This is a genomic window from Anaerosolibacter sp., assembly GCF_029240175.1.
Taxonomy (GTDB): domain Bacteria; phylum Bacillota; class Clostridia; order Peptostreptococcales; family Thermotaleaceae; genus Anaerosolibacter.
This window is the reverse complement of the sequence record NZ_JARBTM010000020.1, coordinates 12,262-27,496: the sequence shown is the minus strand read 5'-3', so window position 1 is coordinate 27,496 and position 15,235 is coordinate 12,262. Positions and strand designations below refer to the sequence as shown.

At 40.6% G+C, this 15,235-nt stretch carries 15 protein-coding genes; 13 read left to right on the top strand and 2 right to left on the bottom strand.

What is annotated here, in order from left to right; translation table 11 throughout:
* Positions 1-100: 100 nt before the first annotated feature.
* From K0R93_RS14535 to K0R93_RS14520, 4 genes are all read left to right on the top strand, one after another.
* Positions 101-2,590, top strand: coding sequence for an ABC transporter permease (locus tag K0R93_RS14535; protein WP_300302717.1), 2,490 nt, complete (start codon positions 101-103; stop codon positions 2,588-2,590).
* Between the two features lie 10 nt (positions 2,591-2,600).
* The gene (locus K0R93_RS14530) at positions 2,601-3,278 is read left to right on the top strand and encodes an ABC transporter ATP-binding protein (protein WP_300302715.1); all 678 of its coding nucleotides are present in this window, start codon (positions 2,601-2,603) and stop codon (positions 3,276-3,278) included.
* Positions 3,275-4,306: an HlyD family secretion protein gene (locus tag K0R93_RS14525; RefSeq protein WP_300302713.1), complete on the top strand. Its 1,032-nt coding sequence runs from the start codon at positions 3,275-3,277 to the stop codon at positions 4,304-4,306. The genes K0R93_RS14530 and K0R93_RS14525 overlap by 4 nt, the downstream gene beginning before the upstream one ends.
* 86 nt (positions 4,307-4,392) lie before the next feature.
* Positions 4,393-4,881: a hypothetical protein gene (locus K0R93_RS14520; protein ID WP_300302710.1), complete on the top strand. Its 489-nt coding sequence runs from the start codon at positions 4,393-4,395 to the stop codon at positions 4,879-4,881.
* A gap of 50 nt (positions 4,882-4,931) precedes the next feature.
* On the opposite strand, the gene K0R93_RS14515 is transcribed toward K0R93_RS14520, so the two are convergent.
* A complete protein-coding gene (locus tag K0R93_RS14515) occupies positions 4,932-5,483 on the bottom strand; it encodes an RNase H family protein (protein ID WP_300302708.1) in 552 nt (183 codons plus the stop codon).
* 234 nt (positions 5,484-5,717) lie between these two features.
* Here K0R93_RS14515 and K0R93_RS14510 point away from each other — a divergent pair, with 234 nt between their 5' ends.
* The 6 genes from K0R93_RS14510 (at position 5,718) to K0R93_RS14485 (ending at position 10,421) form a co-directional block, all read left to right on the top strand.
* Complete coding sequence (locus K0R93_RS14510) at positions 5,718-6,059, top strand: hypothetical protein (RefSeq protein WP_300302706.1); 342 nt, start codon at positions 5,718-5,720, stop codon at positions 6,057-6,059.
* Positions 6,060-6,164: 105 nt separating this feature from the next.
* Positions 6,165-7,007 carry a formate/nitrite transporter family protein gene (locus K0R93_RS14505; protein ID WP_330685175.1) on the top strand — a complete coding sequence of 281 codons (843 nt, stop codon included), beginning with the start codon at positions 6,165-6,167 and terminating at the stop codon, positions 7,005-7,007.
* Between the two features lie 107 nt (positions 7,008-7,114).
* Positions 7,115-8,128: an anaerobic sulfite reductase subunit AsrA gene (gene asrA, locus K0R93_RS14500; RefSeq protein WP_300302705.1), complete on the top strand. Its 1,014-nt coding sequence runs from the start codon at positions 7,115-7,117 to the stop codon at positions 8,126-8,128.
* Positions 8,128-8,925: an anaerobic sulfite reductase subunit AsrB gene (gene asrB, locus K0R93_RS14495; protein WP_300302703.1), complete on the top strand. Its 798-nt coding sequence runs from the start codon at positions 8,128-8,130 to the stop codon at positions 8,923-8,925. Before asrA ends, asrB begins: the two co-directional genes overlap by 1 nt.
* Before the next feature lie 12 nt (positions 8,926-8,937).
* Complete coding sequence (gene asrC, locus K0R93_RS14490; protein ID WP_300302701.1) at positions 8,938-9,936, top strand: sulfite reductase subunit C; 999 nt, start codon at positions 8,938-8,940, stop codon at positions 9,934-9,936.
* Positions 9,937-10,217: 281 nt separating this feature from the next.
* Positions 10,218-10,421 carry an aspartyl-phosphate phosphatase Spo0E family protein gene (locus tag K0R93_RS14485; RefSeq protein WP_300302699.1) on the top strand — a complete coding sequence of 68 codons (204 nt, stop codon included), beginning with the start codon at positions 10,218-10,220 and terminating at the stop codon, positions 10,419-10,421.
* A gap of 60 nt (positions 10,422-10,481) precedes the next feature.
* Here the strand turns inward: K0R93_RS14485 and K0R93_RS14480 are convergent, their stop codons facing one another.
* Positions 10,482-11,630, bottom strand: a complete 1,149-nt coding sequence (locus K0R93_RS14480) for an HD-GYP domain-containing protein (protein ID WP_300302697.1) — start codon at positions 11,628-11,630, stop codon at positions 10,482-10,484.
* Positions 11,631-12,066: 436 nt separating this feature from the next.
* Between K0R93_RS14480 and K0R93_RS14475 the strand changes: the two genes are divergently transcribed.
* From K0R93_RS14475 to K0R93_RS14465, 3 genes are all read left to right on the top strand, one after another.
* Positions 12,067-12,921, top strand: coding sequence for a lytic transglycosylase domain-containing protein (locus K0R93_RS14475; RefSeq protein ID WP_300302695.1), 855 nt, complete (start codon positions 12,067-12,069; stop codon positions 12,919-12,921).
* 177 nt (positions 12,922-13,098) lie between these two features.
* On the top strand, positions 13,099-13,791 hold the full coding sequence (locus K0R93_RS14470) for a response regulator transcription factor (protein ID WP_300302693.1): 693 nt from the start codon (positions 13,099-13,101) through the stop codon (positions 13,789-13,791).
* Complete coding sequence (locus K0R93_RS14465) at positions 13,784-15,199, top strand: sensor histidine kinase (protein WP_300302691.1); 1,416 nt, start codon at positions 13,784-13,786, stop codon at positions 15,197-15,199. The genes K0R93_RS14470 and K0R93_RS14465 overlap by 8 nt, the downstream gene beginning before the upstream one ends.
* Positions 15,200-15,235 lie beyond the last annotated feature (36 nt).

The following is a 15,235-nucleotide window of genomic DNA, read 5'->3' as shown; positions in this document are numbered from 1 at the left end:
TGTTTTATAAAGTTTGGGAAATAAATCTGTGAAATGCCAGACATTGACAAAAATATCACGTAAATATGAATGTACATTGCAAAATAATGGTGGTGAAGTGATGAAAATTATCTTTAAGTTTATATGGAAAAATATACAGGAGAAAAAATTTAGAACATCTTTAATTCTATGCTCGGTAATGCTTTCAGCAGCGTTGTTTTTTGCTTCCAGCGCCATAGGAGATACGATGGAAAAGATGTATGTAGATCGTATGAAAAAGTATTTTGGCAGTGCTGAATGGATGATCCATGCGGAAGAAAACTCCCCATCGAGATTTTTTTATACAAATAAAGCAGAACAATATAAGAAGCACATGGAATACATTGTGGGAGCAGTTCAAGGCAGCGGCTTTTATAAGCCAACCAAAGATGAAACGGTGCAATTGGATCTTCAAGGATTTCATTTGGAGGAATTGCAAAAAATGAATCCTTTTTCCATGGAGATACCTATAACTGGAGCTGACTTCGCTGGAAGAAAGATGATCTTGAGTCGGATTACTTCGGATAAGTATCACCTAGACCAAGGGGATAGCATAGATATTGAAATCAATGGATATAAACACAGGTTTCAAATCGCTGCCGTCTCTGAACCCTCAGGTCCATTCCAAGAAGATGGAAGAACTGTGACCATCGTCATGCCTAGGGAAACCCTGAGCAGGATATATGGAGAGCGAGGAAAGGCTTCTGTTATCTATCTGAAGCTAAAAAACCCAGTAGAGCGGGAGAACTTGATCCCAGCCCTTGAAAAGGCGTACAATCGTTATACGGTTCGGGAGCCCTTGTCCATGGAAGAAATCCAACGGTATGCCAGCCGGATGACAACACCCTTTATGCTCATGACCACCATCGTGTTGTTTATGAGTATATTTATCATTTACACCTCTTTTAAGGTAATCACCATGGAACGATTGCCTGTCATAGGAACTTTTCGGAGTATTGGTGCCACAAAGAAGGTAACAGATTTCGTATTGTTCATAGAGAGTATGGCCTATGGGATTATCGGGGGATTCCTTGGCTGTGGATTGGGCGTAGGGGTTTTGTATGCGATGACCTATACCATGGCAGATAATCCATGGTCAGGGGGACGAATGAAGACCAGTATTCAATTTACAACAGGGCAATTAATCACCGCGTTTTTGCTGGCAGTCGTGTTATCTTGTGTAAGTGCTTTGATACCTATTATTAAGGTATCCAAGATATCTGTGAAGGATATCGTTTTAAATAAAGTTGACACATATAAAAAGGGCAAGTCTTTCCGATTGCCCCTAGGGATCGCTTTATTGGTCTTTGCATTGGTTGCCCCTTGGATAGTGCCCAAAACGATGATGATGGCAGTAGGCACCTTGTGTATGGTGTCATCAGGGGTGGCTGTTACCATGCTGGTCCCCTATATGACCAATGGGTTTGTAAAGGGATTTGAAAAGCTTTATGTCTATCTATTTGGAAATGAAGGAATTCTTGCTGCCAAAAATCTAAGAGAAAATAAGAGTATTCTGAACAATATTTCTCTACTATCTATTGGCATATCAAGTCTTTTATTAATCAATACCATCAGTGACAGCGTTATGACGGAGTTGATGAGTTTTTATAAGGATGCTGATTTTGGGGTTTGGATGTGGGTAGCTGAGGGAGATCGCAGGGTAGACGGATTGATACGAACAGTAGAAGGGGTAGAGGATACCTATGGTGTTTACGCGGCAAATGGTGTTGATGTTGCAGGTTCAAACAGTGAAATCAATCTAGTCCATGGCGTAGATACGACCAAGCATTTGAATTATTGGAGAAACGATATTGGGCCGGAAGATATGGAAAATCTTGAGGAGGGTAGAAATATTATATTGACCTATTCCTTAAAGGATAAGTTCGGGGTAGAAGCAGGAGATATTCTATCCTTGGAAATGGAGAAAGGGAAAAAAGACTATAAGGTCATTGGCTTTTTTAATTCCCTTATGTGGAATGGCAATTATGCCTTGATTTCTGCAAAATATCTTAAACAAGATATGAATAAAGTCTATTATGATGACATTTTTGTTAAAACATCAAAAAATAATGATGAAATAAAAATAGCACTGCAGAAAAAGTTTGCCAGAAGAAGTCCCTGGGTTGAGACGCTAACGCAGATGGAACTGAATGATAAGCTTTCAAATGCCCAACTATTTGTGATTTTAAAAGGCTTCTCTATCATGACCCTAGTGATTGGTATCTTTGGTGTACTCAATAATCTGATCATTAGCTTTATTGAGAGAAAGAGATCCCTGGCAGTTTTCCGTTCGGTAGGAATGAGCAAAAAACAAATTATCAAAATGATTTTTATAGAGGCATTTACAGGGGGGCTTATAGGAGGGATTGCAGGTGCTCTCACAGGTCTGCTGATGATTTCCATCGTGCCCCACGTATTAAAGGCTATGGATTCGCCTATTCCGATTCATTATTCATTGAAACTATTTTCATATTCTATGATTTCAGGAATTATCATTACCGTGGTGGCATCCATCAGTCCTGCATTAAAATCTTCACGATTAAACATTATTGAAGCCATCAAATATGAATAGAGGTGAGAGAATGGAAGCCATTATCCAAGCAGTAAATCTATGTAAGACTTTTAGACTAGGATTACTAGATGTGGAAGTCCTTAAAAATATTGATCTGGCCATCTATAAAGGAGAATTTGTTTCCATCATGGGACCTTCAGGCTCGGGGAAAAGTACTTTGCTATATCTCTTAGGAGGGCTGGATAAGCCAACCTCGGGGAGTATTAGGATTAATGGAAAAGAGCTGGCAGAGATGGAGGATCAAGAGCAAAGCATCATGCGTAGACGAGATGTGGGGTTTGTGTTCCAGTTTTATAACCTAATTCCCAATCTGTCTGTAGAGGAAAATACCATGCTGCCCATTCTATTGGATGGGAAGAAGATGAAGGATTATGGGGAGCGATTGGATGAGATATTGGAAATTGTAGGACTATCGGATCGACGACATCATACGCCTAGGGAGTTGTCAGGAGGACAACAGCAGAGGGTAGCTATTGCCCGGGCACTGATCAATGATCCAGATATCATATTGGCTGATGAACCCATTGGAAACCTGGATAGCAAGACGGGAACAGAAGTGATGGAGCTGCTGCAGAGGATTAATCGGGAAAAAGGGAAAAATATCGTACAGGTAACCCATTCCAGGGAAGCCGCGGATTATGGACAGCGCATTGTTTATGTTAAGGATGGAAAGGTGTGGGAGAAATGAAGCAGAGGATAAAAGAAGTATTGCTGCTGGTGCTGATAGGAATCCTATTTCTAGGGGTAGGTTGTGCAAAGAAAGAGGAGGCTGCCACTATAGATCAGGTAGAGGCACCGAAGGAAAGAGAGGTCATAGAGGCCTTTGGCATCATTAAAGCAAAGGATATCCAAAACATTGTCATAGATTTTCCTTCCAGTGTGGAGAAGGTCCATGTTCAGGAGGGGCAACACATACAACAGGGAGATATCCTTGTGAGCCTGGACATAAAGGATCATTTAGGAGAAGTAAAAAGCAAGGCCCATAAAGTAAATATCTTACAGCTGGAAAAGAACAAAATTGAAAATACCTTGATAGATGATGGGAAAAGTGACCCAGCGATCATGAAGGCAACCAACGGACTGAAACTGGCAGAGGAGCTGTATAACCAGGGGAAAAAGGATTTGGCTTCCCAAGAGGCATTGTTAAAAGCCGGAGCCATTGCCCAGGGTGAGTATGATAAATTCAAAGCCACTGTAGATACCCTATATAAGGAAATGGAAGATGCACGATATGATTTAGAAAACGTTCAAAAGAATAAGAAAAATGAACGGGATGATTTGAAAATAAAAAATGAAGAGTTAGCCTCAGCCTCCTATGAGTTGCAAATGATGGAAGAAAAGGTCAAACGGAGCTACCTGGAAGGAAATACGATCATTGCCAATGTGGAAAGTGGTGTGGTATATGATATTGGATACCAAGGCGGCGATTTGGTGAGTCCAGAGAAAAAGGTACTAAGTATTTTGGATTTGAACACCATGGTGGTAGAAGCTGAGGTATCCGAGGAATTTATCAAAGATGTGAACATGGGCGTAGCTGTAGAGATTATCCCAATTGCAAACAGGGATAGGAGCTATAAGGGGAAGGTTAGCCGCATTGCGCAACGGGCTATACAGAAGAATGGAGAGACAATCATTCCAGTGGAGATTTCCATAGATAACAACGATGGATTTCTGATGCCCAATTTCAATGTAGATGTTATGATTCAAATGAAGTAGTAACCCACTATTTTAGAAAACCCAAGGTATAAATCATGGACCTCCTGCCAATTATAGAAATATATATGGAAGAGGAGGGAATGCACATGAAGCAGGTTAAAGCAAATATTGTGAACGGTACTGTCAATATAAGCAGCAGAGAAATTGAAGAGATGGTTAGCAATAGTAATTATTTTGAAGAAGTACGAGACATCAGCGATTCTGTATATGATGATGATGTGTTTGCCTATGAGGTAAGATTAGATCAATCTATTCTGGAGACAGAGATTGAACATGACTTAGAAGAAGAAGGGTACATGAGCGACGATGAGGAAGAATATACTTCCGCCCTCTTAGAACAGGCAGAGTACTTCATTGATGCTGCTGTAGATGAAGTAAAGGATCGCATTGAGGAAAGATACCATCTTGAAAATATAGGTAGTGCCTATGATGTTTACCAAGGCAGTCGGGGTATGGACAATGTTCAATTTGTGTTGACATTATCCTTTGGCGCTACCCATCATGGGCAGCTTTATCAACTGACCAATGCCATTATTGATAAGAATTACACCCGTAATCCGGGGGGATTACAGTAACCTATAGAACCTAGAAAATTATGAAGGGCCCCTTTTACAGCGCTGTCTGTTTAAGGGGTTTTCCTTATGGTATCCATACCCTTATTTGCTAGGGCATCGGCTAGGATGTTCATTTTCGTGGCCAATAGGAAATCATCCATGGAAAAGTGAGAACCATTCCACACCTTAAATTTGGCGTACCACTTTTTTAGCTCTGCCTCTTTGTTTAGATTTAAGTGACCTTTGACGCGATAAAAGTTGATTTCTTTTTGACGATCAATCTGGGCAAGAAGAGCTTCCCATAATTCCCGGTTTTCTACAGGTGTTTTGCTGGCAGTCATCCAACCATTCACCTGCCATTTGATATACCATTTCTTTGTAAAGCACTCGATAAGATAGGAACTATCAGAAAAAACATTGATAGAAAGCCGTTCTTTAGATAACGCCTTCAAAGCCTCCAACAGGGCTGTCATTTCCATCCGATTGTTGGTGGTATTTATCTCTCCGCCGTAGAGTTCCTTGGTATGTTCGCCATAAGCAAGAATGGCACCCCATCCCCCTATATTTTCATCATGCTGATTCCCCGAGCAAGCTCCATCGGTATATATATTGATTGTTTTCATTGGCGTTACCTCACTTTGAATTATTTATTTGGCTGCTCGCTTCTGGCTACTCGCTAATGGCCAAACCTTAAAACAAAGATCTCTTGCGAGAAGCGAACGGCGAGTAGCGAATAGCCATGCCCTTCAACTCCTATTATAACAAAAATGTGAAATTTCATTGCAACAATTTTATAGGTTGTGAATATAGATAAAAATAAAAGATTGTACCGGCTAATCCGGTGAGGGGGGCCTATCATGAGTGCCAGAATCGTATCATTATCCATCGACCCAAGGGAAGTATTGGAGTTGTCCATGGGGGAGATTGACGGGGATTTGATTCACAGCGACTATTGCGACATAGACCAAGGAAGGGGCTTTGGCTATATGGTCTATGAGCATATTCATAAGCGGGAGAACCGACCGATGATGCTCATGATCCATGTGGAAAATGTCCACGGCACTACCCGGGCAACAATCCTCGCAAGCCCAGAAGCAGAAGACTGGACACATCCCTTCGATTGTGAAGAAGAGAACGAGTGGATGGATAAAATCATGGAGGTACTGGAAGAATATATTATTGATATAAGCGAAGCGTAAGAAGCGAACATGGATATGTTCGTTTTTTTATTGACTGTTTAAAGCATTGTGTTGATTATGGATAATATTTCAAGAGATTTGTGATATTCCTCACAGTATCCCCTCATGATAGTTGATATATTTATAACAAAGAAAAGGTTTGCAGCGATCGCAGTAAAAGAAGAAAGGGTGGAGGAAATGTTTTTAGAAACCGTAAACAAAATGGGAGACAGTGCAGTAAACAAGGCAAAGTATTTAAAGAAAAGCATTATAAAATATGTGATCCTTTCTATCATGGCAGGAATCTACGTAGGCTTTGGTATTATGCTTATTTTTTCAATTGGTGCACCTTTTGCAGCGGCAGGCTCTCCAGCCACAAAAGCCATCATGGGCGCATCCTTTGGCGTAGCGTTGACCCTAGTGATCTTCGCAGGGGCAGAGCTCTTTACTGGCAATAATATGGTGATGACCATAGGAAACTTAACCAAGCGTGTGACCTTAGGGGATACGGCAAAGGTATGGGCTTTCAGTTATATAGGGAACCTATTGGGTGCACTGTTTTTGGCCTACTTAGTAGCAAAGTCAGGGTTGATCAGCAACGGGCCGCAATCGGAATTCATTCTAAAAGTGGCAGACGGCAAAATGAATGCCCCTTTCCTACAGCTTTTCATTCGAGGTATTTTGTGTAATATGTTGGTATGTCTCGCCATTTGGACAGCTACCCGAGCCAAGGAAGATATGGCAAAGTTGATCCTCATTTGGTGGTGTCTGTTTGCCTTCATCGGTGCTGGGTTTGAACACAGCATCGCCAATATGTCCTTGTTGGGAATGGCTTTATTTATACCCCATGACCCATCGATGATATCTATAGCAGGCTATGCAAAAAACCTATTGGCATCTACTGCTGGAAACATAGTGGGCGGCGCCCTATTTATCGGAGCAATGTATTGGTATGTGTCTAAGGAGTAGCTAAAAAACACGGTACACGGTTTCACGGAAAGCGAGCCTATCGAAGGGAAAATCGGACACCGTACACCGGTCACCGCGAACCGAATTTTTTAAAGGGGGAGAAGCAAATGTCATTGAAACTAAGCAGAGAGGCCTTTGATGATGTGTTAAAGGATTTAGGAAAAGAATATAAGATCTACGCACCGATCCGCATCAAGGGAGAGGGACGATTTTCGGATACGGATGTGGTACGTTATGGAGAAGTTTCTGGGCTAGATGAGATTGAAATCCATGAAAAAGCTCATTTTTCACCAAAGGAGATACTATTTCCAATTACCCAGACCCTATTCTATTTTACAGAGGGGGAGTATCAAGAACCGAAGTATGACGAGAAAAAGATCATTGTCTTCTTGCGGCCTTGTGATATCAATGGCGTGACAAGGTTAGACCAGGTTTTTCTGGAAAATGGAGAGGATAAGGACATCTATTATGAGCGTCTTAGAGAAAAGGTTAAATTTTTCATGATAGAGTGCATCGAAGGATTTGATAACTGTTTCTGTGTTTCCATGGATGCCAATAAAACAGAAAAGTATGCAGCGGCCATTCGCTTTGGTGATGATATGCTTGTAGAGATCAAGGATGAAGCCTTGATAAATGCCTTTCAAGAAAAGGGAGAGTTTGTAAATTTTGAGCCTACGTTTATCCAGGAAAATCTAGTGAATGTTAAGCTTCCTGATATTGAGCAAATTACAACAGAGACTTTTGAGGATGATATGTGGAAGGAATATGCTCAAAGATGTATTGCATGCGGCAGATGCAACTTTGTCTGTATGACCTGCAGCTGTTGGACCATGCAGGATATTGCCTATGATGAAAACAACAGCAGTGGAGAGCGAAGAAGAGCCTGGGCGGGCTGCCATGTGGATGGATTTACAGATATGGCAGGTGGTCACGGATTTAGAAAAAATTATGGAGATCGCATGCGCTTTAAGACCATGCATAAAATCAATGATTTTAAGAAAAGAAATGGATATCACATGTGTGTGGGCTGCGGCCGCTGTGATGATGTCTGTCCTGAATATATATCTTTTTCCAGCTGTATCAACAAGGTTACAAAACTTGTGGGGGAGGAGAGAAAATAATGAAAAACCCGTATTTGCCGAATAAGTATATGATTCTTGACGTGCAGCATCAAACAGATATCGATTATACCTTCCGTGTGGCCTGCGACATAGCACCAAAGAACGGACAGTTTGTTGAGCTTTCCATCCCTAAGATTGGTGAAGCGCCCATTTCTATTAGTGATTTTGGTGATGGCTATATCGACATGACCATACGAAGGGTGGGAAAGGTGACGGACTATCTTCATAATTTACGACCAGGGGACCATATGTATCTAAGAGGGCCCTATGGCAATGGATTTCCACTAGATCATTATAAAGGCAAGCGATTGGTAATTGCTGCTGGGGGAACAGGGTTGGCCCCAGTGAAAAGTATCATCAATTACTTTCACCAACATTCCCAAGAGATTCAAGGGTTAGATTTGTTTATTGGTTTCAAATCACCAAAGGATATTTTGTTTATGGATGAAATCGAGAACTGGATGAAAAATGAGCGGTTCAACGTTGTTTTGACTGTGGATAAGGGTGATGAATGCTGGACAGGAAACGTTGGATTGATTACCCAATATATTTCTCAAGAATCAATAGGTAAAGATGAAAATCTAGAAGTTATCATTGTGGGACCGCCGATGATGATGAAGTTTACTGCATTGGAGTTTCTGAAAAAAGAAATCTTAGAAAATCAGATTTGGGTGTCCTTTGAGCGAAAAATGAGCTGCGGCATCGGAAAATGCGGCCATTGTAAGATTGATGAAACCTATGTTTGTTTAGAAGGTCCCGTGTTCAATTACACAAAAGCAAAAAAGCTGATAGATTAAGGGGGGATCACCATGGATATCAATACGAAGAAAATAAAGAAAAATGCTTATCGTGTCACCAAGGTCAGGGGAAAGACGGCGTTGCGGATTCGTGTACCTGGTGGGCACCTGGACGTAAAATATTTTGACATCATCAAGGAAGTTGCTGAGAAGTACGGAGATGGCAGTGTTCATATGACGATTCGTCAAGGCTTTGAGCTGCCGGGCATTGATTTTGATAAAATTCCAGAGATTAATAGAATGATTGCACCGATTATCCAAGGCTTGGAGTTAGACTATGGTGTCAGCATCGATGATATAGAAGGCGGTTATCCTGCAGCAGGAACCAGAAATGTATCTGCTTGTATCGGAAATAATGTGTGCCCTTTTGCCAATTACAATACCACAGATTTGGCCATTAAAATTGAAAAAGCAATTTTTCCCAATGATCGTCATGTGAAAATTGCTTGTACGGGATGTCCCAATGATTGTATTAAGGCCCATATGCAGGATTTTGGCATCATTGGTCAAGTGGAGCCGATATATGAAGCTTCTCGCTGTGTAGGCTGTGAGGCCTGTGTAAAGAACTGCAAGAAGCGGGTAACAGGGGCTTTAAGAATGGAAAACTATAAGGTGAAGAGAGAGGAAGACCGCTGTTTAGGATGTGGCGAGTGTATTTTAAAGTGCCCCACGGGAGCATGGAGAAGAAACCCAGAAAAATATTATCGCGTTGTGATTATGGGAAGGACAGGAAAGAAAAATCCAAGATTAGCAGAAACATTTTTAGAATGGGTAGATGAGGAAACGATCATAAAGATCATCACCAATACCTATACCTTCATCGAGGAATATATCGATAAGGAGGCACCTTTAGGAAAAGAACATATCGGATATATCGTAGACCGGGCAGGCTATCATGTGTTTAAGGAATACGCCCTAAAAGATGTTGTTCTTGGACCAAAAGCACAAGTGGCGAATCATATTGACTTTGGTGGATATAAATACGAAAGAAATATTTATTTTACAAAATAAAGCCCGCTATGACCCCGCAATTGGTAGAGAATGGCGTCCATGAACTAATAAACTGTACCTCAATAGCAAATAGGAAAAAAGTCCTATGAAAAGCTATTGTCCATGGGTTTTGGGCAATGGCTTTTCATACGTTTTACCTAGAGAGGATAATCATAGAGGCCTATAGGAAAATAGTAGGAAAATAGGTAAAATAGGTTCAAAGGAATTTTTATAAGGAAAGGGAGATATTTTATACAAATCCATAGGGCGAAGGCTTTATGGCAAAAAAGGGAGGTATTCAAATGACAAAGCTCGAGGAATTGGCAGTGTCTATAGAACGGCTAAGGAAAGTAATGCATAGGCGAATCCAAAGACAGGGCGACCTCCTTTCTCCGCAGGTAATTGATATCAGTCAAAAGCTGGATAAGCTATTGAATGAATATAACAAGGAAACAACGAAAGAGAAGCTCAGCAACATTAGCAAAACCCTAAGTGTGTTGTTATAATATAAATAAAACTTCCATGGGAAACCATGGAAGTTTTATTTATATTATAGACATATGGGTCTATTTCTTAAGATATGTTTGTACGGACAAATCAGGTGTTTCATACTGAATGCCTTCGATGACGAGATTGGTTTCCTTTAACAGATCTATTTGCAGCATTTCAACACTAACAGCCGTTTGGCGAATCACCTTTACTTTGGGCCGTAGGGGAAAGTTTGGAACAACTTCCTCAACAACGCCGTAATCCCCATTGCTTAAACGGACCAATGTTCCTACAGGATAGGGCACAACCTTGCGGACAAAGGTCTGGGCAATTTCAAAATCAAAATGGGTTCCAGCGCTGCCCATGATGTATTCGATGGCTTCCTGAGGGGATACAGCCTTCTTATAGGGCTTGTCTGAGGTCATGGCATCATAGGTATCCGTAATGGCAATAATCTTGGCCAATTTGCTTAGTTTATTCCCCGTCAGGCCGCTGGGATATCCTGTGCCATCCACTTTTTCATGATGTTGAAGGGCAATAATTCGAGCGGGCCCTGGAATGCTGTATAACTCTTTTAAATAGTTATAGCCTCTCGTCGTATGTTCCTTAGCAACCGCATATTCTTCGTCAGTAAGCTTTCCTTTTTTGAGCAGGATTTCTTTGGGTAGAAAAGCTTTGCCAATATCGTGGAGCATGGCACCAATACCTAGGTCATACAAATCATTCTTGCTCAATCTCAGTTCAGCACCCAAAACCAAGGATAGTACCGTCACATTGACAGAATGCTCATAGGTGTAGTTATCCATGCTCTTGATATCTACCAAGCTTACCAACACATTTTTTGCCGAAGATATTTCATCCACAATGTTTTTGGCAAGCTTGTTCAGGTTTTGGAAGTAATCATCCCGTTGTTTCAGCATTTGTCTTTCTTTCAAGGAGTTTACTTTTCCTTTTGACTCCTGGTTGCTCTTTTCAAAGGATGTAAAGGTTTCACGCAAGGCATTGACGGCAGCGATTCGGATTTTTGGTTCAATAATATCCTCGATCTCATTATCGCTGTATCCATCATTTATATAAATCATGTTTATTCCATTTTCTTCTACTTTTTTTAATAGGCCCTCGTTCAATTCCACACCCTTATGAAGAAGGATGCGACCATCTTTATCATAAAGAGCCTGAGCTAAAGTACTGCCTTCTTTTATGCAATTAATTGGTATAAGACGCATTTAGCATTACTCCTCGTATATTTATTGATCTAGTGGATATCGCTTTTATTGTATAAAGTAAGAAATTGTTTCGATATATATTATAACATAGAAATTTTTATGAAAGTAAATAAGGGAATAATTACCGAGATTTTTTTTTCACGGAATAATCACATTGATTTTTAAGGGAGCAGTGATTATAATACAGATATTAAAGGTTTAAGCCCGTGAAAGACATAGATTCCTTTATCCGATGGCTAACAACTCTAAGGCTTGCACGCTGTGTAAGCGATGATCAATAAATCAAAGATTTATGATCCCTGCTTATACAAGCGGGAGACAAGAGTTGTACAGCCCCTGGATAACACGATTTGGCGTTCAGGTGGAGTTACCTGTGCCCGCGGCGGGTGCAAACTCCATCTGAACTGAGTCTTAGTTGATATAAAGAGGAGAAGATATGACAAAATGGAAACCTTACATCGTTTTTGCCGTACTACTGGCGGTAATGGATATCGTTTTTGCTTTTTGGATGATGGGGAATTTTGGAGAGGATATTCGTCTATATTTAAAGAAACAACAGCGTACGGTTGTAACCGAGGTAAAGGAAACTAGCCAAGAAAAAAGGGAGCCTCTAAAGGTAATGAATCGAGAGGAGAAAAAAAGGAATGAGAGAAAAACCATAGACACACAACCTGCAATAAATGAAAAAAGAGAGGAAACAGTCATTTCATTTAGAGAAGTATTCAAGGGTATCCGTGAAAAACTGAAAAGTATCTTTCCATCGAGAGAGCATCGGGTCTTAGCAGATGCCCAGAAACAGAGAGAGTACTTAGCGGATGAAATCAAAAATAGGACAAAATTATCCGATAATGCCATTGCTCAAATACTCCAATATGAACAGCGGACAGGGATGCCCATAAAAATCGTTTTGGCAGTTATGGATCAGGAGAGCAGTTTTAATAAGGATGCAGTGGGAACCAGTGAGGATCGGGGTCTCATGCAGATTATTCCAGAGACAGAAGCTTGGCTTTGTAAGAAGTACGGAGAACAATTTGGCATCAGCTATGATCCCAAACGGATTTTCGACGAGGATTATAATATTGCATTAGGAACCATATACCTGTGGCACTTGTATAAAGCATATCCTGAGGATTACCATCGGATTTTTACAGAGTATAACAGAGGATATTATAAAGCTGCAAATTATTATAAAGAAAAAGGGCATTATATGACTACATATTCTAAGAAAGTGATGGAAAAGATGAAAAAATATGAGGAACTGGAATCGCTAGAGCGTGATTTAAATTTATAATTGCAAGGATAGGCGATTAATTTTTGGCGATATCCCTATCATCGGTGCGCGGTGGGCGGTACACGGGGTTAGGGAGTGTCTATTAGGGGAAATAGGTAGGATATAGAATTACATATTTCATTTAATCGGTGGGGGAAGACCTATGTGTCGTCCCGAGTGCAAAGGGGTAGAATTCATATGCTGGAAAAGAAAATTTTGGTGGTCGATGATGATGTGCATATCTGTGATTTGATTGCCCTTTATTTAAAAAAAGAAGGCTATGATGTTGTGATGGTCCATGATGGACTGAGGGCTGTAGAGACTGTGAAGGAAGAGGCCCCCCATATGGTGATTTTGGATATTATGCTCCCCAAAATGGATGGATGGGATGTTTGTCGGGAATTGAAAAAGATGAGTGATATTCCCATTATCATGCTGACAGCGAAGGATGATACCTTCGATAAGGTATTGGGATTAAAAATTGGGGCTGACGATTATATCGTAAAACCCTTTGAGCCAAGGGAACTGATGGCAAGGGTAGATGCTGTTCTAAGACGATATTACCGAAAAAGTCAGGGGGCGCAGCAAATCATATTTCCCAGCTTCATGGTAGATCGAGAAGGATATAAGATTCGGATACAAAACCAGGTCCATGAACTTCCGCCGAAAGAGATGGAACTACTATATTTTTTAGTGAAAAATCAAAACAGAGTATTTACCCGGGAACAACTGATTGAGGAAATATGGGGTTTTGATTATGAAGGGGATAACCGTACCATAGACGTACATATTAAACGACTCAGAGAAAAACTGGTGCCTGTGGAAGAACAGTATCAGATCAAGACGGTTTGGGGTGTAGGTTACAAGTTCGAGGTGATAGAGGGTGCTTAACACAGTTTTTAAGAAACTAATGGCCACATACTTTGGAATCATCATCGGAAGCTTCCTATTATTAGGATTGCTATTTTCCCAGCTCTTGGGAAATTATTTTTTTGACCGACATGAGAAACTTCTTTTGGAAGAAGGCGCAAAGATCAATGATTTGGTGATTGACTACATGAATCATTATATTACAAAGGAACGTTTGGACTTGGAGCTCCAGTCCGTGGAGCGATTTCTAAATACGAGAATCTGGATCCTTGATAAGAGAGGTTATATCTATGGAGTATCCAGTAATGAAAAGGAATGGATTGGGAAGCAGATCACGGCAAAAGAAATGGTGGATGTTTTAAAGGGAAGGATTATTGTAAAAAAGGGTACATTTCAAGGAACTTGGCAAACCCCTATGTTAACCGTAGGGATGCCCATCTTGGTGAATGGTCAGGTAGAAAATGCAATTATTATGCATTCACCCCTCTATGAAATCACCAACACCATTCAAGAGGTGCATAAGATTATATGGGCTACCATGGGCATATCCTTTATAATTTCTGCTATTGTGATATATTTTCTTTCAAAGAAGCTCTCCCAGCCGTTGCAATCCATGGATCAAGCTGCCAAAAAGCTGGCCTTGGGAGACTTTTCTCAAAGAGTAGATGTCTATACAGAGGATGAAATTGGAAGAGTAACCCACACCTTCAATAATATGGCTGAACAGCTGGAAAAAATGGAAGAGAATCGGAGGAACTTTATCTCAGCCGTTGCCCATGAGCTGAGATCCCCCCTTACCCTGATGAAAGGATTTGTCCAAGGGATTGTGGATGGAACGGTGGAGGCGGATGATCAGCCAAAATATCTTCAGATTATCTTGAAAGAAACCACACGATTGGGGAAATTAATATCGAATCTATTGGATGTCCAGAGAATGGAATCAAATGCCTATCCTATTCATCCTGAGCATTTTGATATCAATGAACTCATACGAAGAACACTGTTAAAGTATGAAGAGGAAATTGAGCGGAGAAAAATTGAAATGAATCTGGACTTTAGGCAGGATACCCTCATTGTTTTGGCTGACCGGGATGGAATAGAGCAGGTGCTATCTAATCTCATTGAAAATGCTATGAAGTTTGTGGATGAAGGCGGCAGCATTGGTATAAGAGTGCAAGAAAAGAGTGACAAAGCCTGGATTGATATAAAGGATAATGGCATAGGGATATCTAAAGAAGAACAACAAGTGATTTGGAATAAATTTTACAAGGTAGACAAAGCAAGAAACAGAAACAAGGAAGGTACAGGATTAGGCTTACATATCGCTAAGCAAATCATAGAAAGGCATGGGGAGCAGATTCAAGTGGAAAGCGAGTTAGGAAAAGGTACAATTTTTCGATTTAGCTTAACCTTGAGTGAGAAGCAATAAAACCTCTAGGGTATGATCACCCTAGAGGTTTTATGT

What these genes read in the sequence shown, in the direction of transcription:
- asrC (WP_300302701.1), top strand. Translation starts at nt 8,938, where the DNA reads ATGGATATCAATACGAAGAAAATAAAGAAAAATGCTTATCGTGTCACC.
- K0R93_RS14480 (WP_300302697.1), bottom strand. Translation starts at nt 11,630, where the DNA reads ATGCGTCTTATACCAATTAATTGCATAAAAGAAGGCAGTACTTTAGCT.
- K0R93_RS14470 (WP_300302693.1), top strand. Translation starts at nt 13,099, where the DNA reads ATGCTGGAAAAGAAAATTTTGGTGGTCGATGATGATGTGCATATCTGT.
- K0R93_RS14535 (WP_300302717.1), top strand. Translation starts at nt 101, where the DNA reads ATGAAAATTATCTTTAAGTTTATATGGAAAAATATACAGGAGAAAAAA.
- K0R93_RS14505 (WP_330685175.1), top strand. Translation starts at nt 6,165, where the DNA reads ATGATAGTTGATATATTTATAACAAAGAAAAGGTTTGCAGCGATCGCA.
- asrB (WP_300302703.1), top strand. Translation starts at nt 8,128, where the DNA reads ATGAAAAACCCGTATTTGCCGAATAAGTATATGATTCTTGACGTGCAG.
- K0R93_RS14510 (WP_300302706.1), top strand. Translation starts at nt 5,718, where the DNA reads ATGAGTGCCAGAATCGTATCATTATCCATCGACCCAAGGGAAGTATTG.
- K0R93_RS14525 (WP_300302713.1), top strand. Translation starts at nt 3,275, where the DNA reads ATGAAGCAGAGGATAAAAGAAGTATTGCTGCTGGTGCTGATAGGAATC.
- asrA (WP_300302705.1), top strand. Translation starts at nt 7,115, where the DNA reads ATGTCATTGAAACTAAGCAGAGAGGCCTTTGATGATGTGTTAAAGGAT.
- K0R93_RS14475 (WP_300302695.1), top strand. Translation starts at nt 12,067, where the DNA reads ATGACAAAATGGAAACCTTACATCGTTTTTGCCGTACTACTGGCGGTA.
- K0R93_RS14485 (WP_300302699.1), top strand. Translation starts at nt 10,218, where the DNA reads ATGACAAAGCTCGAGGAATTGGCAGTGTCTATAGAACGGCTAAGGAAA.
- K0R93_RS14520 (WP_300302710.1), top strand. Translation starts at nt 4,393, where the DNA reads ATGAAGCAGGTTAAAGCAAATATTGTGAACGGTACTGTCAATATAAGC.
- K0R93_RS14515 (WP_300302708.1), bottom strand. Translation starts at nt 5,483, where the DNA reads ATGAAAACAATCAATATATATACCGATGGAGCTTGCTCGGGGAATCAG.
- K0R93_RS14530 (WP_300302715.1), top strand. Translation starts at nt 2,601, where the DNA reads ATGGAAGCCATTATCCAAGCAGTAAATCTATGTAAGACTTTTAGACTA.